General features: G+C 61.1%; 13 protein-coding genes and 1 pseudogene. 2 read left to right on the top strand and 12 right to left on the bottom strand.

The window, feature by feature from the left end; genetic code table 11:
- Window positions 1-76: 76 nt before the first annotated feature.
- Both O3648_RS02135 and O3648_RS02130 read right to left on the bottom strand, forming a co-directional pair.
- Window positions 77-1342 (bottom strand): alkaline phosphatase family protein, encoded by a 1266-nt coding sequence (locus tag O3648_RS02135; protein WP_371568122.1) that lies wholly within the window; start codon window positions 1340-1342, stop codon window positions 77-79.
- A 120-nt stretch (window positions 1343-1462) separates the two neighbouring features.
- Entirely contained in the window at window positions 1463-2056 is a 594-nt protein-coding gene (locus tag O3648_RS02130; RefSeq protein ID WP_279740577.1) for a DUF5998 family protein, read from the bottom strand.
- Between the two features lie 286 nt (window positions 2057-2342).
- Here O3648_RS02130 and O3648_RS02125 point away from each other — a divergent pair, with 286 nt between their 5' ends.
- Both O3648_RS02125 and O3648_RS02120 read left to right on the top strand, forming a co-directional pair.
- Entirely contained in the window at window positions 2343-4868 is a 2526-nt protein-coding gene (locus tag O3648_RS02125; RefSeq protein ID WP_371568121.1) for a DNA topoisomerase (ATP-hydrolyzing) subunit A, read from the top strand.
- An 11-nt stretch (window positions 4869-4879) separates the two neighbouring features.
- Window positions 4880-5062: pseudogene (locus O3648_RS02120) on the top strand (TSUP family transporter); the annotation flags it as partial.
- Between the two features lie 128 nt (window positions 5063-5190).
- On the opposite strand, the gene O3648_RS02115 reads toward O3648_RS02120, so the two are convergent.
- The 10 genes from O3648_RS02115 to rph form a co-directional block, all read right to left on the bottom strand.
- Window positions 5191-9156 (bottom strand): ATP-binding cassette domain-containing protein, encoded by a 3966-nt coding sequence (locus tag O3648_RS02115; protein ID WP_371568118.1) that lies wholly within the window; start codon window positions 9154-9156, stop codon window positions 5191-5193.
- Between the two features lie 184 nt (window positions 9157-9340).
- Entirely contained in the window at window positions 9341-11599 is a 2259-nt protein-coding gene (locus O3648_RS02110) for an ATP-binding cassette domain-containing protein (RefSeq protein ID WP_371568116.1), read from the bottom strand.
- Window positions 11596-12723, bottom strand: coding sequence for a hypothetical protein (locus tag O3648_RS02105; RefSeq protein WP_279754612.1), 1128 nt, complete (start codon window positions 12721-12723; stop codon window positions 11596-11598). Before O3648_RS02105 ends, O3648_RS02110 begins: the two co-directional genes overlap by 4 nt.
- 95 nt (window positions 12724-12818) lie before the next feature.
- Window positions 12819-13751, bottom strand: a complete 933-nt coding sequence (locus tag O3648_RS02100; RefSeq protein WP_371568112.1) for a multidrug transporter — start codon at window positions 13749-13751, stop codon at window positions 12819-12821.
- A 197-nt stretch (window positions 13752-13948) separates the two neighbouring features.
- Window positions 13949-15019, bottom strand: coding sequence for a cytochrome d ubiquinol oxidase subunit II (gene cydB, locus O3648_RS02095; protein ID WP_279740566.1), 1071 nt, complete (start codon window positions 15017-15019; stop codon window positions 13949-13951).
- 21 nt (window positions 15020-15040) lie between these two features.
- Window positions 15041-16612: a cytochrome ubiquinol oxidase subunit I gene (locus tag O3648_RS02090; protein ID WP_279754616.1), complete on the bottom strand. Its 1572-nt coding sequence runs from the start codon at window positions 16610-16612 to the stop codon at window positions 15041-15043.
- 492 nt (window positions 16613-17104) lie between these two features.
- A complete protein-coding gene (locus O3648_RS02085) occupies window positions 17105-19207 on the bottom strand; it encodes a type IIA DNA topoisomerase subunit B (RefSeq protein WP_279740564.1) in 2103 nt (700 codons plus the stop codon).
- Window positions 19208-19623: 416 nt separating this feature from the next.
- Complete coding sequence (locus O3648_RS02080; RefSeq protein ID WP_279754619.1) at window positions 19624-20853, bottom strand: peptidase E; 1230 nt, start codon at window positions 20851-20853, stop codon at window positions 19624-19626.
- A gap of 308 nt (window positions 20854-21161) precedes the next feature.
- Window positions 21162-21818 (bottom strand): non-canonical purine NTP pyrophosphatase, encoded by a 657-nt coding sequence (locus O3648_RS02075; protein ID WP_371568108.1) that lies wholly within the window; start codon window positions 21816-21818, stop codon window positions 21162-21164.
- Between the two features lie 38 nt (window positions 21819-21856).
- A complete protein-coding gene (rph, locus tag O3648_RS02070; protein ID WP_005506419.1) occupies window positions 21857-22588 on the bottom strand; it encodes a ribonuclease PH in 732 nt (243 codons plus the stop codon).
- Window positions 22589-22699 lie beyond the last annotated feature (111 nt).

Raw genomic sequence — 22699 nt, 5'->3', positions numbered from 1 at the left:
CATACAAAAACCGTTGGTTATTCCCCCGAATCACCAACGGTTTTCTATGCCCTCTGGGTTTTAGAAGACTAGTACTTTAGAAAGTCTTGAGCATACGCAACGGCACCAGACGCTCAGCGTCCGTCAGCGAACCGTGCTGACCAACCATGTGCAGGGCACGCTCCTGATAGTGGCGCATATCGTACAGCGCCCAGTCATCGCGAGCGCACACCATTAGGTCGCCAATGCGGCCACGCGCCGCATCCGTGATGACCGGGCCGAAGTAGCCGGCACGCATCAGTTCGCGAGAGTCAATCACCCAGGCGCGTTCGCCCCAGTATTGCGCCCAACGCTGAGCGGTGGCGGTGCGTGCCGCCTCCGAAGTATCTTCGAGGTACAGGTGCACGGCGCGCGGTTCACCGGCTGTCATTGCGATGTTGCGGGTCAGCTCCTCAACGCCCGAGTAGTCGATGCGCTGATGCTCGGGCACATTCACCATGCCGTGATCGGCGGTGACGAAGAGTGCCGCCCACGCCGGGGCTCGCTCTGCCAGACGCTTCAGCGCCGAGTTCAACTCCTCCAACTGTTGCAGCCATTCGTCGCTACCCACACCGTAGCGGTGGCCCGCCGCGTCGATCTCTCCCCAGTACAGGTACACGGTGGTCGGGGTGCGGCTGGAGAGCGCCTCCAGGGCGTAGGTGACGCGGGCGTTGTAGCCGACAGCATCCACGAAGTCGCCGCCGCGCAACGCCGCCTCAGTCAGGCCGGTACCACGGTACTTACCCAGCGAAATGGTGAGCACGCGGCGGTTTTCGTGGTGGCGTTCCAGCACGGTTGGCAGCGGCTGCCAGGCGTGCGGATCAACCGACTGGTCCCAACCGGACAGGTGGTTCATGACCGAGCCCGCTCCCCCATTACCCGTAGGATTGCGCACCTCATAACCGGCGATGCCGTGTGCGCCGGGTGCCGTACCGGTACCCAGCGAGGTGAGGGAGGCGGCGGTCGTGGTGGGGAATGCGGCGTCCAGCGGGCCCAGGTTCAGGGTGTTACGCAGGGCGGGCGCGTAGCCGCCGTAGCTATTGAGTAGCTGATCGCCCAGACCGTCGACCAAGACCACACAGGCGTGGCGGAAAGATGCCGGGTCAACGTCCTGCTCCGCGAGACGACCGGCAAGGTTCAGCGGATCGGCTACGGAGTTAAACGCTGGGTCGGCGTCCAGAGCGTGCGCGGGGCGCGCCAGGCTTCGCTGAGCCACCAGAGAGGAGGCGGACTCCAGCACATCGGCGATGCTATTGCTGCCGTAGGCGGGTGCTGCGGGCAGGGGCGCACCCAAAACATCGTGCAGGGTGGTCTGTGCCGTCATAGGTTCCTCTCGGGGGTCTCTCTCGGGGGGTGCCTCAGGGGGCACGTGAAAGTACAGGGCGCCGCGCGGGATTATTGCCGCGAGGGCTGTTACTGCGCGGGATTTATACTGTGCGAGCGCTTATCGGCGGGTTGCGTACATGCGGGCACGGTGCAGAGCACGCGCAAAATCCTGGGCACGCTGAACCGACTCCGGGCCGTCAGCGGTCGCAGAAACACGCACCGCGATGTCCTCGCGGCGTGCATCGCCAGTGAAGCCGTGGTCAGCATTGCACTGCGGATCCTGGCAGCCGGCAGGAGCCAGCTCCATGTGCAGCGAACCGGTCCAGGCAATCTGGAAGGAAATCTCAGTCGGGGCGGTGCTACCGGCATTGTACGCCTGCGGCTGGCTGAAACCGTAGCTGATGGTCACCGCGTTCAGGGCGCTCAGGTGCACCGCCTCCACGCTCACATGCGCCACGGTACCCTGCGCATCACCCTCAAGATGCTGGTCGTCCAAGTGTGCAAAGATAACGTGCTCACCGCAGAGCACCATCACGGTGATGTGGCGGTGAAAATCATCGCGTGAGAAGTGGGTTTCATGCTGTACAAAGTGCGCATCCGGGTTCATACCCGCCAGAGCGTCATCCACCACTTCCAGCACGAGGTCGGGGTAGAAACCGGCATGCTTAATGTCTGCGACCAGTTGCTCGCGTTCGGGGGTGGTGGCGTACATCGTACCTCTTTCGTGCGGTGCCCTCATGAGGCGACGTCGGTCGGCGCACACCGTGAAGGCGGTTAGGTGTTACTCCCCTCTACCTTAGAGGGTTCTAGCCGGGCTGTGCTACTTGACCACGCTGATACAGGCGCATATGACGGCGTGAGCTCTCCCGGTACGCTTCGGTTACTGCCCCGCGGCCGGCTTGGTGCACCCCACAGATGACGCTGACCAGCCAGCCCGACTCCTCCGCTCCCACCCGCTAAAATAGGAGGAGCGAAAACACACCGACACGAGGAGATATATGGCTCGCCGATCCAAATCCGCCGTCAGCGATTACCCGGTGGATGTGGTAGAGAATATCGTCGACATCGACGTATCCACCGAGATGGAATCCAGCTTCCTGGAATACTCTTACTCGGTGATTTATTCGCGCGCCCTCCCCGACGCCCGCGACGGCCTCAAGCCAGTGCAGCGCCGCATCCTCTATATGATGCAGCAGATGGGTCTGCGCCCCGATAAGGGCCACGTCAAGAGCGCCCGCGTGACCGGCGAGGTCATGGGTAAGCTCCACCCGCACGGTGACGCCGCCATCTACGACGCCATGGTGCGCCTCGCTCAACCTTTCGCGCTGCGTCTGCCCCTCGTTGACGGTCACGGTAACTTCGGTTCCCTCGACGACGGCCCGGCAGCCGCCCGATACACTGAAGCACGCATGGCACCCGCCGCCCAGGCACTCACCGCTGACCTTGACGAAGACGTGGTTGACTTCGTACCGAACTACGACAACCAGTTCATGCAGCCCTCCGTGTTGCCCGCAGCGTTCCCGAACCTGCTCGTCAACGGCACCACCGGCATTGCGGTCGGTATGGCAACTAACATGGCGCCGCACAACCTGCGCGAAGTTATCGCCGGTGCCCGCCACCTCATCGCCCACCCCGAGGCGACCCTCAAAGACATCATGAAGTTCATCCCCGGACCCGACCTGCCCACTGGCGGAACCATCGTGGGTCTGGGAGGCATCCGTGACGCCTACGAAACCGGCCGCGGCACCTTCAAGACCCGCGCGAAGGTCTCCATCGAGCAGGTCAGCCCCCGCAAGCAGGGCATTGTCGTCACCGAACTGCCGTACATGGTCGGCCCCGAAAAGGTCATCGAAAAGATCAAGGACGGCGTCAACTCCAAGAAGCTCACCGGCATCTCCGACGTGGTCGACCTGACCGACCGCACCAACGGTCTGCGCCTCGTCATCGAAATCAAGAACGGTTTTAACCCGGAGGCGGTGCTCGCCGCCCTCTATAAGCACACCCCGCTCGAGGACTCCTTCGGTATTAACAACGTCGCGCTCGTGGACGGTCAGCCGCAGACCCTCGGCCTGCTCGACCTGATGCGCGTGTACATTGACCACCGTCTGAACGTGGTCCGCCGCCGCACCGAATTCCGCCTGGGCAAGCGCACCGACCGCCTGCACCTGGTGGAAGGCCTGCTCGTGGCAATCCTCGACATTGACGAGGTCATCCAGATCATTCGTGAGTCTGATGAGACCGCTCAGGCCCGCGAAAAGCTGAAGGTCGTCTTCGACCTGACCGACACCCAGGCGAACCACATTCTGGAGCTGCGCCTGCGCCAGCTCACCAAGTACTCCCGCCTGGAGCTGGAAGCAGAACGCGAAACCCTGCAGCAGGAAATCGCGGAATTGCAGCGTATCCTCGGCTCCGATGCGGCGCTGCGCGAATTGGTCTCCGACGAGCTCACCGAGGTCGCCGAACTCTATGGCACCGACCGCCGCACCCAGCTTAAAACCAAGGACGACATGCAGGTCGCTATTGAGGCAGTCACCGCACAGTCCAAGGCGAAAAAGAGCCTTGGCCTCGCCCTCGAAATCGCGGATGAGCCCTGCTGGGTGTTGCTTTCGGCCTCCGGCATGATGGGACGAACCCCCGGCAAGCCCATCCGTGAGGCGCTCGTGGATCCCGGCAAGCGTTTCAAGCACGACGTGTTCACCTCGATTGTGCCGACCACCGCGCGCGGTGAGATCGGTGCCGTGACCTCCGCAGGACGCATGGTGCGTCTGTCCGTCATGGACATTGCGGTGCTGGACGAGAACGGTGGCACCCCCTCCATAGCGTCGGCAGTGAAGGCAACCGAGCTGGTTCAGCTCGCCAAGGGTGAGAAGCTGGTTGCCCTGGCACCGCTGAATACGGTTCTGGCGATGGCAACCGCGGGCGGCGTGATTAAGCGAGTCAACCCGGATTACCCGCTGAACCAGACCGAGTGGGACATCATGAAGCTCAAGGACGGCGACAAAATCGTAGCCGCCGCTCCCTGCCCCACCGACGATGCGGTACTCACCTTCGTCACTCGCGACGCGAAGCTACTGACCTTCGACGCAGCAAAGGTCCGCCCGCAGGGACGCACCGGCGGCGGTATCGCAGGCATCAAGCTTGCCGAGGACGACCGCCTCATCGCCCTGGGCGTGACCGCGCCCGGCGACGCGGCGGAGGTCGTGACTGTCACCAACGGCAAGGACGGGTTGGCGAGTGCCAAGGTCACAGCCCTGAGCGAGTATCCACAGAAGGGCCGCGCGACCGGTGGTGTGCGTGCGCACCGTTTCCTCACCGGTGAGAGCCAGCTGGCTCTGGCGTGGGTGGGTGTGGGCCCGGCGAAGGCGGCGTCCTCCGGTGGTGTGGCTCGTTCCCTGCCGACCGAGCACGGTGCCCGTGACGGTTCCGGTGTGATGCTCACTCAGAGCATCGGCATTGTTGGCCCGAACTATGCGGCTGTTTCTGCTGCGATGGCGGTTAGCCCGGAGGCTGAAAAGCTCTTCTAGGTGCGCTTCCCTACTTCATTCCGCGGGGCTCAATTCACTGGCTCCTTGGAATCACCATGGGATGCGCCAATATGGCGGGAACCTGGGTTGGTGCCCGCACCGCAATTCACCTGGGCGAGCGATTCATTCGCCGTGTGCTCATTATCGTTGTAACCATCATGCTGTTGCGGTTAAGCGCCCAGATACTCAGTTAGGTCTAGCTCCCCCCCCCCGACCGGACCTATCTGTGCGGAAATATGAACGCGCAAAAAGGCCCCGGTACATCATGTACCGGGGCCTTTCTTCGTGGGCAATCCGCACGTGGTGCCTGCGTCAGAGGCGTTTAGAGACGAACCACCTCATCGCAGCGGGCAATATCCTCAGGACGGTGCGACACCAGAACCGTAGCCACGGAGCTAGAGCGGGTCGCCGCATCCAGGTCAGCCATCAGCGCGCGGGCAGATTCAGCGTCCAGGTGTGCGGTCGGCTCATCCAGCAGCAGCACCGGCGAGTTTACCAGCAGAGCACGAGCTACCGCCAGACGCTGACGCTGACCGCCGGAGAGGAAGGAACCGCCAGCACCCACCGGGGTGCGCAGGCCCTGAGGCAGAGCATCAAACCACTCCCCCAGACCCACACGGCGCAGAACCTCAATCAGCTCTTCCTCGCTCGGGCGATCCGAACGGTCACGAGCCAGCATTAGGTTACCTTCAAGAGTCGACTCAAAAATGTGAGCCGCCTGCGGGCACCACGCCGCGTAGCCGCGCAGCTGCTCACCTTCCAGGACCTCACCGGAAGCCAGCACACGGCCGGACTCCAGCGGCAAGAAGCCCAGAACGGTTGCAAGCACCGTAGACTTACCAGAACCGGAGGGGCCGGTCACCGCAGTCCAGGAGCCCGCGCGGGCGTTCATGTTCAGGTCGGTGAAGACCGGGTGATCCATACCGGGCCAGCGAGCAGCTGCGTCCTGCAGGCTCAGGGCGGGGTCGGTGACCTTCACGCCGAGGTCCTGCTGAGTACCGCAGCTGACCAGGGTGGGTTCGCCAGGCTTCGGCGGGCGCGGTGAGCCAGCCTTAGATTCCGCTTGAGCGTTAGCCGCAGATTCGGGGCGGTCAAAGCGGTGCGCACGCTGACGGTCTGCCTCCAGCAGTTCCTCCATCTCGGCCTCCGCGCGGGCACGCAGACGCTCAGCACGACGCGGCAGAACGTGGGTGTCTACCTCAGCCTCGGTCGGTACGAAACGCTTCAGGGTCGAGACGGCAACAATGCCCTCCAGGGATACGTCACGCACGCTCGGGGCAATCGTCGCGAGCAGACGGCTGAACGCAGGCCAAGAGCGGACCGCCTCAACATGGCCCAGGGAGCTTTCCAGCATGCCGGTGCACAGCAGCACCACGATCGCCGCTTCGGGGGCACGCACGGTGCCGTCAACAGCCAGCGGGTACGCAATGATTGCGCTCGCCAGAGCCGCACCGAACCAGCTCAGAGTCACGAGGGTACGGCCCACACCCTGAGCGGTCGAGCCCTTCTGCAGGGCGGACAAGTTCTCAGCGTCCAGGGCGCCGTTAGCCTTCTCAGCGGTGGTTGCCACGCCGTTAGCGCGCAGGTCCTCAGCGGCCGAGAGCATGCCGGTACCCAGGCGCAGCATCTGCGCGGTGGAGCGGCGAGCCAGCGCTTCCGCACGGGCATCGGCGCGAAGCACAATCCACGGAGCCACAAAAGTGCTGACCAGCACGGCAAGCAGGACCGGGATCAGAGCCTGCGGCAGGATGCACGCGGTCGTAATCAGCGCCGCAGTCATGACCAGCAGGTGCGCAGCCGGCGGAATAATAACGCGCGGCACACCGTCACGCAGCTCATCAATACCGCCCACGAGGCGTTCGAGCAGCGCGTCACCACGCAGCAGGGCACGCACGCTACTCACGCTCTGCCATGCGCCAACCCAGGCGCGCAGACGCAGAATATTTGCGGCGGCAAGAACCTTCGAGTGGGTCATCAGACGCTCAGCATAGCGGGCACAGGCACGACCCAGGCCGAAGAAGCGCACGCCCACAATGGCGACCATTAGGTACATCATTGCCGGACCCTCGGCGGCGCGAACAATCAGCCAGCCGGACAGCGCGGTCAGTGCCGCCGCCATCAGGGAAGTAATCGCAGCCATGATCACCGGGCCAGTTGCGGCGCGAACACCAATACCCGTCAGTTCCTTCAGTGTGCGCAGGCTTGCGAACAGGCCGGCAGGCTCGACTTCCTCGGCCTCGACAGCTGCGGAGGCGCCCACCGGGGCGCTGCTTTCAGCCTCGTACTCTTCCCGATCCTTGAGCAGGTGCGCGGGGGCTTGCGCAGGAACCGCAACGCGGGCGGTATTCGCCTCAGCGGTCCAGGTGTAGCCCTGGGGGGTCTGCACGGCACGAACGAGGGTGTCGCAGCCGGCGGCGAGCTCCTGCTCATGGGTCACAATCAGCACGGTTGCGCCAAGTTCCGCCAGGCGGTGCAGAGCGCGGGTCACCAGGTATGCCGAGTAGGCGTCCAGGTGCGCGGTCGGCTCATCCACCAGGACGGTCAGCACGGCCTGCTCACCGCCGGCACGGTAGATAGCCTCGGCCCGAGCCAGGGTGCGTGCCACGGCGAGGCGGCGTGCCTGACCTGCACTGAGGGCACCGGGCTCAAGGGCGGTGAGCTTCTCCATGCCCAGCTGAGCCAGCGGGCCAACCAGCAGCTCGGACTCGGCATCGGTAACGGACAGCTTCTTGGAGTGCATCGCTTCACCGAGCAGAGCCGCTGCACGCTCACGCTCCGCCTCGGTAGCACTCAGCGCGTAGAGAGCCATTTCGGTCTGCACAGTGGGTGCGGTGAAGACCGGCGACTGCGGAATGACCAGGGTCGTTCCCAGACCGGTCACGCTACCGGTCAGGTACACGGGCTCCTCCGAGCCGGTGGGCACCAGACCCTCACGCACGGCACCGGAAAACACGTTCAGCAGGGTCGACTTACCGCAACCGGACTCACCCATCACACCGATAACCGCACCGCGCTCACCCTGGGCAGTGGCAACGTGACGGTCCAAGTTCAGGGACAGGTTAGTCAGCACCGCAGGACGCGCCGGGTAGTTCACCGACAAGTCCTCAACAGAGATGGTGGAAGGCTGAGCCTCTTTACTCTCAGTTGCAGCACTGTCTGCTACAGCTGCGGGCAGGGGCGCATCAATAATCTTCTGAGCGCTACGCAGTGCGGCAACGCCATCCTCCGACTGGTGGTAGGCGGCACCCACATCACGCAGCGGTTGGTAGCATTCGGGAGCCAACAGCAGCACGAGAATTGCGGTGTCCAGGCCCAAGGTGCCGTTGACCAGTCGCACACCAATCAGCACAGCAATCAGCGCCACCGAAATGGTGGTGATAAGCTCCAGTGCCAGCGAAGACATGAAGGCGCTACGCAAGGTCTGCATGGTGCGTTCACGGTAACGCTGGCCGAGAGCGTTCATGGCGCGCGTCTGTGCGCGTTCACGACCCAGACCGATAATAACGGGCAGGCCGCGCACCAGCTCCAGAATATGGTCGGAGAGTCGGTGCAGTTCAGCCTGAGCTTCTGCGGTTTCGGCGCGGGTGTTCTTACCAATCAGGATCATGAACACCGGAATGAGCGGCAGGGTGCACGCCAGCACCATTGCGCTCATCCAGTCCAGGGACGCCACAACGACCCAGAGCATGAACGGCACAATCGCGGTGGAAACAAACGCGGTCAGCGTCTTGGTGTAGTAGTCATCCAGGGCGTTCAGGCCGCGGGAAAGCAACACAGCGGTCGCGCCGGTACCCTCGGGGGTGTCTGCGCCACCAGTGGCGAGCACTCGCTTGAGCAGGGCGGAACGAATCTGAGACTTCGCTCCGGAGGCGGCACGCTGCGCGCTCACAGCCAGCAGGTAGTCGGTACCCGAGCGGACGAGCAGCGCAATGACGGCAACCGCAATCAGGCCGGGGGTAATGGTGTCTGCGTCACCGAAGAGCCCACCGAGGCCGAGCAGCCAGCCACCGTGCACCTCCAGCTGCGCCTGCGCGGAACCAGCGAATTCGACGTAGGCGCGGTACACATCCGGCGCGCTGGTCTCTTTGAGGTGTGCATGCTCGGCGGCAACAGCGGCAAAACCGGCGTGGGCTGCGCGGGCAATAATCACAGCCAGGGCGGCGCTGAAAAGCACCGTCGCGAGGGTGTGCACGGCGGTGATAACACCGAAGGTGCTGAGGGTTTTACGGGCGTCAGGGCCCAGGGGCGGGCGACGGTCAGCGCGGTCGTTGCGCTTTCCCGCGGTCACCTCTGGTGCCTCAGTATTCTGATGTTTGTCAGCATGACGCGGTGTGTGCGTTCGACTCACGTGTTGTCCTTTGACCTAGTCTTCTGCTGTTTTTACCTCCCATCAGTTTAAGGGCTGGGCTATCTAATACCTATTTGACCAGTCAGGTTTCGGATATTTGACTGCCCCCCGCCCAGCGCTAACTCTAGCCGCGCATCGCGTCGGCGGGGCTCTTACGGGATGCCACCCACGCCGGGTACGCCGAAGACACCAGACCGGTGAGGGCACCAACTCCCACGCCGAGCACCACGAATCCCGGGGAGAGAATCGCCTGCCAGCCCTGCACGAGTGAAAGCATGATGGTCGCAATCATGCCGGAGCAGGCACCAATGGAGCCGCCGAGCACACCGAGCATGACCCCCTCCATGAGGAAGATGCGGGCAATCAGCCATTTACTCGATCCGATGGCGCGGCGTAGTGCAATTTCTGCGGTGCGCGATTGCACGGACAGGTACATGGCGGTTGCCGCCGAGAGGGAGGCGAGCACCAGCAGAATCCCGGAGAGCACACCCACGTACAGGCCCAGATCCGAGGCGATGGACGCGCGTAGGCTCTGCAGGTCGGAGGGGGTTTCCACATTGATTTGGCTGGGTTCAGCAGGTTTGAGGGTCAGCGGAATGGCCTTGGCAACTGCTTTACCGTAACCTCGTTCAGTTTCGGCAATGTAGGTCACCTGGCCGCGTCCGGTGCGTTGTAGCTTACCGGGCGAGACAATGACCGTGTTCCTGAATTCGTAGCCGCTATTGCCGGGGTCGAAGAGGCCGATGACCGGCATCAGCTGACCGTCCACCCAGATGCTCACACCTGGTGCTACCTGCGGTAGCCCACCGAGTTTAATGCCGTACTCGACGGTGGGCAGCTCACCGGGTCTGGGCTCAGTTGTGGCGTTATCTGCCGCCTTATCTTCGGGAATAATGCCGAGGGCGCGGGCAGCAGAAACCGAAACGATGGCGCCGGAGAGCTGCTCGGCACGCTCACGGTCGGCAACGTTCTCCCGGGTGAGGGTCGAGTTCATCTGTTCGAGCGCACGCAGAGTTTCGGGGTTCATGCGGGCACCGATTTGCTCAAGCCTGGTCTTCGAGGTGGAGCTGAGGCCAATCGCCGTTTTGGGTTCGTCCTCGTAGGGGCTGAATCGGGTGATTCGCACGTCGGCGGGTGCCACGCTGCTGACGAATCCTGTGTTCTTCACGTAGTCCAGCGCGCTAATACGGTCGGCAACATTCTGCGCGGATTCGCCCTGCCGGTAGGTTCCGAGCACGTTCTGGTCATTATCCCTGTCACTGATGTAGAGCGTGGATTGTTCGGAGCCGAGCAGCCGCTGATTCACCTGGTAGCTGGCGGATTCGCTCATGCCGGAGGCGCTGATGAGTCCGCCCACGCCCAGCGCAAAGGACAGGCCCAGCAGCAGGGTGCGTAGCGGTCGTGAGGTGAGCGCGGAAATTGCCTCGATGCTGTCATCAGTGAGGAAGCTTCCGCGACGGTGGGAGGCGGGCTTCTCCCCCGGTGCGAGGCTGGCGGGAGCTTCTACGGGAGTCTCTACCGTGGTTTCCGCCGGGGTATTCGTTGCAACCGGTGCAACCTCAGTACTCGGCACCTCAGCGACCGGCACCGTAGCCAAGTCGGCGCGGCTCTGCTCGTGTAGCCGCCCATCCTCAATGCGAATCACACGGCGGGCGGCGGCGGCAACCTCCGGGTCGTGGGTAATAACCAGCACGGTACAGCCGGTCGCGTTAATGCGCTGCAGAATCTCAATGACTTTGTCGCTATTGTGGCTATCCAGGTTGCCGGTGGGCTCGTCGGCAAGAATCAGTGGCGGGCGCGTGGCGAGGGCACGAGCAATGGCGCAACGCTGCTTCTCGCCACCGGAAAGGTAGCGGGTGCGGATGCTGGCGCGATCGCTCAACCCCAGAAATTCTAGGGTTTCTTCGGTGCGTTGCAGGCGCTCGCCGTAGGGTACCCCCTGCACGCGCAGACCCATGGAGGCGTTGGTCGTGCTGGTTTCGTCCAGCAGCATGTTTGATGATTGGAAGATGAAGCCGAGGTGGTCTCGGCGCATTTCGTCGCGTTCTCTGTCGCTGAGTCCTTCCGTGTTTTTGCCGAAGAGGCTGTAGGTTCCGCTGGTGGGAGTGTCGAGCAGGCCAATGGCGTTGAGCAGGGTGGATTTACCGGAGCCGGACGGACCAATAATGGCGAGGAATTCGCCGCGTTCGACCACCAGGTCGAGACGATCGAGGACTGCTCGTTCGCTCCCCTCGAAGATGCGGGTAATGCCGTGCATTTCGATAGCGGGCGCGGTGTTTGGTACAGTGTCGGGCGCAACGTCGAGCCTGGCGGCTTCTCCCCTGACTCGCGGGGCTGTCATGCCGTCGGGGGCTCGCTCGGGGATTCTATTACGGCGGCTCATGAGACAAGCACCTTCTGTCCCGCGCTGAGGTTCGCGTTGATTGCGGCGTACCCGCCGGCGGTGCGTAGAACCTCAACGTTGACTCGTTCGGTGGCGGGCGCATCCTTGCTGGTCGAGGTGGAGCTTCCGCCCTTTTCAACGAGCACGTAGGTGCCCTGGGAGTCCTGGCGTACCGCGGTAGTCGGCACGGCGAGGGTGGTTGAGGTGTTGCCCTTACTGGTGATGGATGCGCTCTGCCCCGGAGTGAGCTTGCTCGGGTCGTCGGCACTGAATCGCACGCTCTTTGCCGCACCCTTGGAGGGGTCGTTCTGCAGCTCACCAATGCTGGTGATGGTGCCCTCCACACTGCCGGTGGAGGTGCGCAAGCTAATGCGGTCGCCGACCTTGAGCTTATTGGCGACGGCGAGTTCAACGCTGGATTCCACGTAGGGTTCGCTGGTTTCTACACTCGCGATGGGGTTGCCGTCGCTGATGAGCTGGCCGACCGCCGCAACTGCGGTGACGGTGTGGCTTCCGCCGGGCAGAATCGCGTAGTTGTTGCGGGCAATGCTGGTGACCCCTTCGCTGGGCACGCCGGTCAGGTGCGCGCGGTGCAGGCGCGTGACGGCGTCGAGGGTGTCTTCGGTGACGGTGCCGCTCTGAGCGGTGGCGTACCCGGCGGAGTTCAGTGCCTTCTGGAAGGCGAGCACGTCGTCGCCGTTATCGCCCAGGTTGAGGTCGCGGTACAGCGGTAGCGGCCCCTCCAGCACGAAGACGGGGTCGGCACCAATAATGCCGATGAAGTCACCGGCCTTGAGCACGTTGCCGGGCTTCTGGTTCTGGTAGACGAGCACCGGCTCACCGTTGGTGCGCGCGCTAATCGGGGCGGTCTCCCCAGCCTTGGTGGTTCCGGCAATGGCGAGTCCCTCGCTGACGGTGCGTTCTTCAATCTTCGCCCAGACCGGAATCACGGTTTTCGCCTGCACGGTCGGGTCGGGGCCCGTGGCAGCGTAGCGGGTGCCCAGGTAGAAGGACAGCATGAGCGAGCCGATGGCGAGGATAGCCAGCAGCAGGAGCACGCGGGGTCGGGCGATGCGCTCGCTGAAGCGGTGCCCGCTGTTTTGGTTCTGTGAGTGAGTGGTCATGGCGGTGTCTTTCTGAACTGTTTCTGCGCCGTCTATTTCTCTGCGCTATATTTCGTTGCGCGGTCTTTCGGTGCGCTGTCTTTTAGTGCCCCGGTTTACTGGTGATCCAGAACGTACTGTTTGAACTTCTCGTCACGCTCACGTTCTGCCTTGCGGTCCTGCTCAAGCTGCGACTGGTACTTGCGGATGAGCGGCATCTGATACTGTGCCTCCAGGTCGTAGAGCTGCTGGCTCATGCCGACCTGTTGGTTGCATTCTGCCATGATGGTGGCGATGCGAATTTCCTCTTCGGAGGCGGGCTCGTTGAAACCGCCGTTCTTGCTCAGCTGCTCAGTCAGCGGGGTTTCCTCGGCGACGGAGCCTGCCGAACGCGGGGTGAGGCCGCGGTCAGAGACGCACTGCTTCCACTTCTCTTCGAGCTCGCGGTGCAGTTTACTACCGTAAACGGCGTTACCCGCCTCAGTAGAGATACGAATGTACGTGGCCTGATCTTCCTTCTCGGGCCTCTTACCTTCGGGCACCGCGGCGTCCAGGGTCTCACGGGCCTTGGGGTAGCATTCGGTGCGAAGCTTGTCCTCGGGGCTCATGGTCTCTCCCGAGTTATAGGAGATGGGCTCGGCAGCGTTGGGGTCACGCTTCTGAAAACCGTACTTCTGGGCGTACTCGACGTTCCAGGGACCGTACTTTCGCCCCATCTCTCCGCGGGGCGCACCCTCAGAGTAGGGAGCCTGGATGGTGTAGTTCTGCCCGTGTTCGGCGAAGCACTGCTTCATGGCAATCTGAAAGGCCGTGTATTCGTAGTGAGTGCGCTCGCCGTAGAGGTAATCGTCCAGGGGCATCTTCACGATGTCCTGTTCCGCGTCAAAGATGGCGTGGACACTTTCGTCGCGTTCCAGCGGCGGCTCGAAGAGCGAGCATGCGCTCAGCGGGAGCACGCCGATGCAGAGCAGGGCACCCGCGGTGAGCAGTCGGCGGCCCATATTGGCGCGAGGGGTGGGTGCGGTGGAGCGGCGGTTGCGGGACTTCATCGTTGAACACCTTTCATCAGAGTGAGTTGTTAGCCATATTACACTTCCTGCTCCCTGTTGCGCGCGAATTTCGGGGGGTGCACCAAAAATTTTTGCGCGCCCACTCATCTACCAAGAACTGCCTCCTCTGCGGGCATAGAAAAATCCCCCGAACTTCTCAGAAGAGAAATTCGGGGGATCCTTCAACCAGCTATATGCTACTTGGTCGGCAGTTCAGCCAGTTCGGTAGCGTCGTGAGCCTCGGGGATGTGATCCACGTGCAGACGCTTACGGAAGACCCAGTAGGTCCATGCCTGGTAGACGAAGACGACCGGCAGACCGAGGCAGGTCACGAAGGTCATAACGCCCAGGGTGTACTCGGAGCTGGATGCGTTCGCAATGGTGAGCGAGTATGCCGGGTCCAGGGTGGAGGGCAGAACGTTCGGGTACATTGCGGTGAAGATTGCCAGCGCGCCGAATGCGAGGAACACGGACAGACCAGCAAAAGCGCGACCCTCACGGCCACCCTTTGCGGAGATCCAAGCAATCAGAACAGCAACCACAGCCAGGATGGTGAACAGCCAGGAGATGCCGTTACCGGTGGTGAAGTCCAGTGCCAGAACCCATGCAACAATCGGCAGCAGCAGGACAGGAGCCCAGCGTACCAGGGTGTTGCGGGCACGGTCGCGGATGTCACCGTCAGTCTTCAGAGCGATGAAGGCAAGGCCCTGAACCAGGGAGAAGCCCACGAAGCCCAGACCGCCGAGCAGAACCGGCAGGGAGACCCATGCGAAGGCGCCGCCGACACGGTCGCCATTCTCGTTGATGGGCAGGCCCATGGAGGTCAGACCAAGCAGAGCACCAACGAGCAGTGCGATACCGAAGGAGGAGACGGACAGAGCAATGTTCCAGTTACGGATCCACTTCTCGTCGTTCTTCTTCCCGCGGTATTCAATTGCGACCACGCGCAGAATCAGGAAGACCAGCGCGAGGGTCAGGGGGATATATAGAGCCGAGAAGAGGGCTGCGTACCAGATGGGGAATGCCGCGAACAGAGCTGCACCGCCGGACACAATCCACACCTCGTTACCGTCCCAGACAGGGCCGATGGTGTTCAGTAGCAGACGACGTTCCTTCTCGTTCTTAGTGAACTTGGAACCCATCAGCATACCGACGCCCAGGTCGAAACCATCCAGAATCAGGTACATGATGAAGAAAACACCAATGGCAACAAACCAGAGGGTGGGCAAGCCAGGCTGACCGGCAAAGATATTGAAATCAAAGTTCATGGTGAATCAATCCTTACCCGCCTAGTAGGCGAACTCCAGCACATCGCGCTTAGACTTGTCGTTGGACTCGTCCTCGTGGTGCGACTGAACCAGCTCGGGCATTGCTGCCACCACACCGGCCTTGACGTACTTGATGAGCAGGTAAACCTCAACCACCATCAGCACACCGTAGAGCAGACCCAGGGTGAGCAGGGAGAAGAGGATTTCTTCACCGGAAACACCCGGGGAGATAGCTGCTGCGGTGAACAGGTGAATCGAGGGGTCACCCTGAAGGTTCGGAGCCACAACGAAGGGCTGGCGGCCCATTTCGGTGAAGATCCAGCCGAGGGAGATAGCGAAGAAGGGGGCCATAATAGACCAGACTGCAACGTTCTTGAGCAGCTTGGACTCGGGAACGGTGCCCACACCCTTCTTACGGGTTACCCACAGTGCGTAGAGGTAGAAGGGCAGTACAACCGCACCCAGACCAATCATGCCGCGGAAGCCCCAGTAGGAGACCTCGAGGGAGGGCAGGTAGTCGATCTTCTGACCTGCACGCTCACCGTAGAGCGGGTTGTTGGGCAGGTTAGTGCCGAACTTAGCTTCGTATTCGGGCAGCAGGGTCTGAATACCCTTCACCGGAGTGTCGAAGTTGTCGTGTGCCAGGAAGGACAGCACGCCGGGGACCTCGATGATGGTGTTGATCTTGTCACAGCTCTGAGCGCCGAGTTCACCGACGGTCAGAACGGAGAAGGAGGTGCCGTCGTGGCACGCAGCTTCTGCAGCAGCCATCTTCATGGGCTGCTCGTGAATCATCATCTGTGCCTGCAGGTGACCGGACGCACCGATACCTGCGAAGGCGAGGAGACCCACAACAGCGCCCAGGCGCAGGGACTTGAACCAAACCTGGAAATCAGCCTTGTCACGTGCACCCTTGTCGGACTCACCAACAACGACCTTGCCGTCAACGACCTTGTCGATGCCGTCCTTGCGGCGACGCCACAGCTTGTACCATGCGATACCAACCAGGAAGCCACCAGCAACCTGAATAGCGGAGGTGATGACGTGAGAGAAGGTTACCCATGCGAGGGGGTTCATCAGCACTGCGCCAATATCGGTCATACGGGGACGACCGTCAATCATTTCTGCACCGACGGGGTGCTGCATCCAGGAGTTTGCAACCAGAATGAAGAATGCAGAAATCCAGGAGCCGAGGACTGCCATGAACAGCGAGAATGCGTGTACAGCAGGCTTGAGTCGGTCCCAACCGAAGATCCACAGACCGAGGAAGGTAGACTCAACGAAGAAGGCGAAGAGGCCTTCCATTGCCAGCGGAGCGCCGAAGACGTCGCCGACGAAGCGGGAGTATTCGCTCCACGCCATGCCGAACTGGAATTCCTGAACCAGACCGGTGGCCACACCCATAGCGAAATTAATGAGGTACAGCTTGCCCCAGAACTTCGTCATGCGCTTGTATTCGTCCTTCTTGGTACGAACGTAGCGAATGTACAGGTAGGTCACCACAAGGCCCAGACCCAGAGTCAGCGGAACCATGAAGAAGTGGTAGACGGTGGTAATACCGAACTGCCACCTACCAAAATCAAGGGGATCCATTGATAGGTCCTTACTATGTGTGTACTTAATGTGTGTTTGTGCCAGATTTCGGGTAGTCCCCCACCAATGGAGGGCATACGAGAGTTACTGACACAGTGTCTCTCATGCTTCTAAGGTACAGGGTTTTCCTTGGGAGCTGTGAGTAGACTGTGCATAGTATGGACGTTTATTGTTTGACGTTTCTCTAAAGGTACCTTGAACGTTATCCCTCGGCGTGCGGATGGATTGAGGGACGAAACACGATAGTGCCTTGCGGGGTTGGAAGGTACTTTCGGAACTAGGGTGAAACTTTGCAGTTTTATATCACTTTTGCAAAATTTTGGTGACAGATTCCCGGATTGTGACAGGTAATCCAAGTAGCACTCAAAGCTTAAACTTGCCCAAGTTATACCAATTTTACTGAGATTTCCAAGAAATATTGTGATTATTATCATGGAAAAATCATAGAATGTGACACGCCAGCCGCCACTACCCCGTAAGGTACACCGCAAGCTACATATCAATACTCTCAGTATCCAGCTGATGAGCACCCGCAATGATGAATTCCTTACGCGGAGCCACCTCAGAACCCATCAACAAGGAGAACGCACGCTCGGCAGCCTCCGCATCCTCAATGCGAATACGGCGCAACATGCGATGGCGCGGATCCATCGTCGTCTCAGCCAGCTGATCGGCATCCATCTCACCCAGACCCTTATAACGCTGGATGGGTTCCTTATAAGACACATCCTGCTCCTGCAAAGATTCCAGAAGCTCGTGCAGCTGCTTCTCCGAGTAGGTGTACACCATCTCGTTCGGCTTGCCGCGGCGCACCACCTCTACACGATGCAGAGGCGGAACCGCAGCGTACACGCGACCGGCCTCAATCAGCGGACGCATGTAACGGTAGAACAGGGTCAGCAGCAGGGTACGAATGTGGGCACCGTCCACGTCCGCATCGGTCATCATAATAACCTTCCCGTAGCGAGCAGAGTCCAGGTCAAAAGTACGACCCGAGCCCGCACCGATAACCTGAATCAGCGCCGCGCACTCAGCATTCGCGAGCACATCAGTCACCGAAGCACGCTGAGTGTTCAGGATCTTACCGCGAATCGGTAGCAGAGCCTGATACGAGGAAGAACGCGCCAGACGCGCAGTACCCAACGCCGAGTCACCCTCCACAATGAACAGCTCAGAATGCTCAACATTGGTCGAACGGCAATCCACCAGCTTAGTGGGCATAGATGAAGACTCCAGTGCGGTCTTACGGCGCTGAGTTTCCTTATGGATGCGCGCCGAGACGCGGGTTTTCATCTCAGAGACAACCTTCTCGCACAGAGCGGTCGCCTGAGCCTTCTCCGCACGAGCGGTCGACTCCAGGCGAGCCTTCAGGGCATCCCCCACGACCTTCGACACGATTTGGCGGACCGCCGGGGTACCCAGAATTTCCTTGGTCTGACCCTCAAACTGCGGCTCAGCAAGACGCACGGTCAGCACGGCGGTCAAGCCGGCGAGCACGTCGTCCTTCTCAATCTTGTCGTTACCCGCCTTGTACTTGCGTGCGTTATCGGCAAGGTGCTTGCGCATCACGCGCAGCAGTCCCTGCTCAAAACCGGTAGTGTGAGTACCACCTTTGGGGGTGGCAATAATGTTCACGAAGCTACGGACCGTCGTCTCATAGCCAATACCCCAGCGCAGCGCAACGTCCACTTCACAATCGCGCTCCACATCGGTCAGCTGTGAGCGGCCATCCTCACCCAGCACGGGCACGGTCTCGGTGAAAGAGCCACTGCCGCTAAAACGCCAGGTGTCGGTAATACGCTCATCATGAGCCAAGAACTCGACGAACTCGCTAATGCCGCCATCGTACTGGAAAACTTCCTCGTGGGGCTCCAACTCGCCGGGGGTGCCAGGCAGGCGGCGCTCATCGCGGATGCAAATACGCAGACCCGGAATAAGGAACGCGGTCTGGCGCGCACGAGCAGCCAAGTCCTCGTAGCTGAACTTAGCATCGGGGGTGAAAATCTGCGGGTCAGCCCAATAGCGCACACGGGTGCCGGTCACCCCGCGCTTAGCGCGACCCACAATCTGCAGGGCGTCAGTACCCTCGGTTGCGGTAGTGAACGGATCTTCGGGCTTGGGGGTGCGACCGGACTCGAAGTGACCGGGAATGCCGTGGCGGAAGGACATCTGGTAGGTCTTCGAGCCACGGTCCACCTGCACATCCAGGCGGGAAGACAGCGCGTTCACCACAGAAGCGCCCACACCGTGCAAACCACCGGAGGCGTTATAGGAGCCGCCGCCAAACTTACCGCCGGCGTGCAGCTTAGTGAACACGACCTCCACACCGGACAGGCCGGTGCGCGGCTCAATATCGGTGGGGATACCGCGGCCATCATCGCGCACCTCAACCGAACCGTCACGGTACAGAATGACCTGAATGGACTGACCGAAACCGGCGAGCGCCTCATCCACCGAGTTGTCGATAATCTCCCAAAGGCAGTGCATCAGGCCGCGGGAGTCGGTGGAGCCAATGTACATGCCCGGGCGTTTGCGTACAGCTTCCAGACCTTCCAACACGGAGAGGTGGCGGGCGGTGTAGTTCGAAGACGCCACGGGAATCCTTTCGGCAAGTGATGACTGTGTGTTCTCTGTAGGTGTTCCCTGCAGATGCTCTCTGCAAATATGCTCTGCAGATGTTTTCAGCACGGCAAGCTCGCGAAAGGGAGAAAATGCCCCGGGCTTGTACTCATAGTGCTCTAAGTTTCTATTCTATCGTGGCTTGTTGTTGCTTTCTGTCTGCCCCGTCATTAGGCCCTACACCGTCATGAGGCTCTGCCGAGAAACTGGGAACGCAGAGAAGGAACACAGAGAAGCACCGGCTGCCACCCCCCCCCTGGAGTAGCAGCCGGTGTGTGAGTATCTGTGGGTATCTGAATTTTATTTTTAGGGTGAACTTTTTGAGGTATTCAGTCTGGGCGCTTCCAGCCTGTGCATTTCCATCCTGATCGCCTCATAGCAGAGGCACTCCCCTAGTGTGCTTCACCCGAGGCACGCGAGGAGCTCTCGTGACGGTTCGTGACCATGATATTGGACTTGAAGTAGAACTCTTCGGGAAGCTCATTCGTGACCGGGCCATGCGGGAACTCGCTGAGCTTCGGCACGAAGTGCCAGTCCATCAGCTCGCCGCTGCTCTGCTTGAGCACACGGCGTTCTCTCATGGCGTGGTGTACCTTGCGGCGCAGACGCGGGCTGTCTTTCAGGGTGCTGGTGAAGACCCACGGAGTCTCGTAGCCTTCGGTGACCATGCCGAAGGTAATGCGCAGGTTGCCGTTCTCGTCGGCGTCCATCGTGAAGTCGCCGTCTGCGATGTCGGTGAAGGCGAGCATCCAGCTGTGGCGGCGTTCGTAGCTTTCGCGGGTGGTTTGCAGTGCCACAATGATGCGGTGGTCGACCAGCAGCTCCACCTTACGTTCGGTGATTTCGCCCAGACGAGCGTAAGAGCCGAAGGCACGATTCGCACCGCTGCGGCGAGGCCACTTGGTGACCGCACCGTGCGGCACCTCCCCCGCAAAGGTGAAGGGGCCCGTCATGGTACCGGGCAGACGCAGACGCTCAAACGGAGCGGTCGGCAGGAACGTTGTCAACAGCTGATCGGAGCTGACCGATTTACCCCAGCGCGCCATCTCCAAAATCGTCGGTTCAGGACCTACGGGGTAGATATGCGGCATCTTCCGACCGAATTCATCAAAGCCCTCAATAAACTCACCGTTAGAGCTGTACCCGGGCATGGTCGCACCGAGCGGGCGAGTCCAAGACCCCGAATACGGTTTGGTCAGGTGCGGGTTCTCCACCGGCAGGATGCTGGTGCGAGCACCCAGGTAGGCGGGCATCCGCGAGAGGTTGCGCCAGGCGAACTTCGCGGCAACTGCTTCACGCCACCACATCGGGCGTTTGCCCGGGGTCTGCCCGCCCAGGCAGTGCATGAGCAGCCAGAATCCAGCCCAGCCGAGGCAACCTACGGCAATCACCCAGAAAATAATCGTCAGCACGGTGTGCAGGGTTCCGGTCACCCATATGTTCGTGGCGATGAGAGCCATGAACGCCGCCCACGCCGCCATGATGTACGGGCCGAGCGTAATCATCGGGTCGACCACCTTCACGGCGGCAATGACGCGGCGGTTCAGTCCGCGCCACACATAGGAGTACGCCCAGCATCCGGCGGCAAGGGCGAATGCCATCAGCAGAAGAAGGATGAGCATCGGTGTGTCTCTTTCGCTGCAGGTTTTTCTACCACGGTCGGTGACAGCAAGCATCGGGGCAGATGCAGCGTTGAAAGGCTCTTCAATAGCAAAACTCGTCTGCCGAAGGTACCTTCAGCAGACGAGTTTCTTTGGTGTCACTAACCTTGAGGTAAAGCTTCTCACACTATTGTGCCTTTAATTGGTATCCCTGTGGGGGATTTTAGAGGGATGCGTAAAAAAATCGCACCCAGCCCCGCGTTTTCACCCATCAGGCCAGCGCAGTGAGACCGGCACAGCGAGTACACTCTGGCACCTCAGCGACGGTTTTAGGAAGCCAGCGCCGCAGCAATCTGAGGAATTAGCGCCTCAAAAGCACGCGCACGGTGGCTAATCGAATTCTTAATCTCGGCGGGAATCTCAGCGCACGACTTGCCAGCGTACTGGCCCTCATACAGGGCGTTCTCGCCGTTCAGCTCCACGGGGCGCAGAATCGGGTCGTAGCCGAAGCCGCCCTTCCCAGCCGGTGCAGTCAGCAACTCGCCAGGCAGCTCGCCGTACTCGACCGCCTCAAAACCGTTCGGGGAGGCGACTGACGCCGCACAGCAGAACTTCGCACCGCGGTGCTCGGCAGGAATATCGCTCAGCTGAGCCAGCAGCAGGTTCAGGTTCGCGGTGTCATCACCGTGGTTACCCGCCCAGCGTGCCGAGAAAATACCGGGGGCGCCGTTGAGCACATCCACCGACAGGCCGGAATCGTCAGCAATAGCGACCAGGCCAGTTGCCTCGGCAACAGCGCGTGCCTTCAGCAGGGAGTTCTCAGCGAAGGTCACGCCGGTCTCGGGAACATCGGGTGCGTTCACGCTGGAGGCGTCAACCACCTGGGTATTAATGTCCAGGCCATCAATGCGTCCGCGCAGAATTTCGCGCAGTTCCTTGAGCTTGCCCTTATTGTGGCTTGCCAGAACAATCTTTGCGTCTGCCATAGTTTCTCCTTATCGACGGAACTAGTTACCGGGACGGGTTAGTGTGCTAGTGCTTCACGCTGAATCTGAGCCAGCTCTGCAGTGCCTTCCAGCGCCAGGTCGAGCAGGCTGTTGAGTTCGTCGCGATCGAAGGGTGCCCCCTCGGCGGTGCCCTGCACCTCAACGAACTTGCCGCTGCCGGTAACGACCACGTTCATGTCGGTCTCTGCGCGTACGTCCTCGGTGTAGGGCAAATCCAGCATGGGGGTGCCGTCAATAATGCCCACCGAAATTGCGGATACCGAATCAATCAGCGGGTTCGCCTTAGCAGGCAGAATCTTCTGTTCCTTCGCCCAAGAAATAGCGTCAGCCAGTGCCACATATGCGCCGGTGATGGAGGCGGTGCGGGTGCCGCCATCAGCCTGCAGAACATCACAGTCGAGCACAATAGTGTTCTCGCCCAGCTCATCCATGTTGATGACGGCGCGCAGGGAGCGACCAATCAGGCGAGAAATTTCGTGGGTGCGGCCGCCCACGCGGCCCTTGAGCGACTCGCGAGAAGAACGGGTGTTGGTGGCGCGCGGCAACATCGCGTACTCGGCGGTCACCCAGCCCTTACCTTCACCTTTGAGCCAGCGAGGCACACCCTCGGTGAAGGATGCGGTGCACAGCACGCGGGTGTTGCCGAACTCGATGAGCGCGGAGCCCTCAGCGTTGCGGGACCAACCGCGGGTGATGGTGATGGGGCGCAGCTCGTTGAGGGCGCGGCCGTCTTCGCGGGTAGCAGTCATGGGTTCTCCTTGAATCTGTCTGCGGGATTTATGTCTGTCTGTTGATTCTATGTCAAAAAGTGGGCGGGACTGAGCACAGTTTGCACTAGTCCAGCTCGTTTTAGCCTAGCT

Source organism: Rothia sp. 27098_8_161 (assembly GCF_041432905.1).
Taxonomy (GTDB): Bacteria; Actinomycetota; Actinomycetes; order Actinomycetales; family Micrococcaceae; genus Rothia.
The sequence above is the reverse complement of the archived record's forward strand: the minus strand, read 5'-3'. Positions and strand labels throughout refer to the sequence as shown.

Bases quoted from the DNA above. Each gene is read 5' to 3' on its own strand.
- O3648_RS02110 (WP_371568116.1), bottom strand. From the start codon at position 11,599: ATGAGCCGCCGTAATAGAATCCCCGAGCGAGCCCCCGACGGCATGACA.
- O3648_RS02105 (WP_279754612.1), bottom strand. From the start codon at position 12,723: ATGACCACTCACTCACAGAACCAAAACAGCGGGCACCGCTTCAGCGAG.
- cydB (WP_279740566.1), bottom strand. From the start codon at position 15,019: ATGAACTTTGATTTCAATATCTTTGCCGGTCAGCCTGGCTTGCCCACC.
- O3648_RS02135 (WP_371568122.1), bottom strand. From the start codon at position 1,342: ATGACGGCACAGACCACCCTGCACGATGTTTTGGGTGCGCCCCTGCCC.
- O3648_RS02125 (WP_371568121.1), top strand. From the start codon at position 2,343: ATGGCTCGCCGATCCAAATCCGCCGTCAGCGATTACCCGGTGGATGTG.
- O3648_RS02090 (WP_279754616.1), bottom strand. From the start codon at position 16,612: ATGGATCCCCTTGATTTTGGTAGGTGGCAGTTCGGTATTACCACCGTC.
- O3648_RS02075 (WP_371568108.1), bottom strand. From the start codon at position 21,818: ATGGCAGACGCAAAGATTGTTCTGGCAAGCCACAATAAGGGCAAGCTC.
- O3648_RS02080 (WP_279754619.1), bottom strand. From the start codon at position 20,853: ATGCTCATCCTTCTTCTGCTGATGGCATTCGCCCTTGCCGCCGGATGC.
- rph (WP_005506419.1), bottom strand. From the start codon at position 22,588: ATGACTGCTACCCGCGAAGACGGCCGCGCCCTCAACGAGCTGCGCCCC.
- O3648_RS02100 (WP_371568112.1), bottom strand. From the start codon at position 13,751: ATGAAGTCCCGCAACCGCCGCTCCACCGCACCCACCCCTCGCGCCAAT.
- O3648_RS02130 (WP_279740577.1), bottom strand. From the start codon at position 2,056: ATGTACGCCACCACCCCCGAACGCGAGCAACTGGTCGCAGACATTAAG.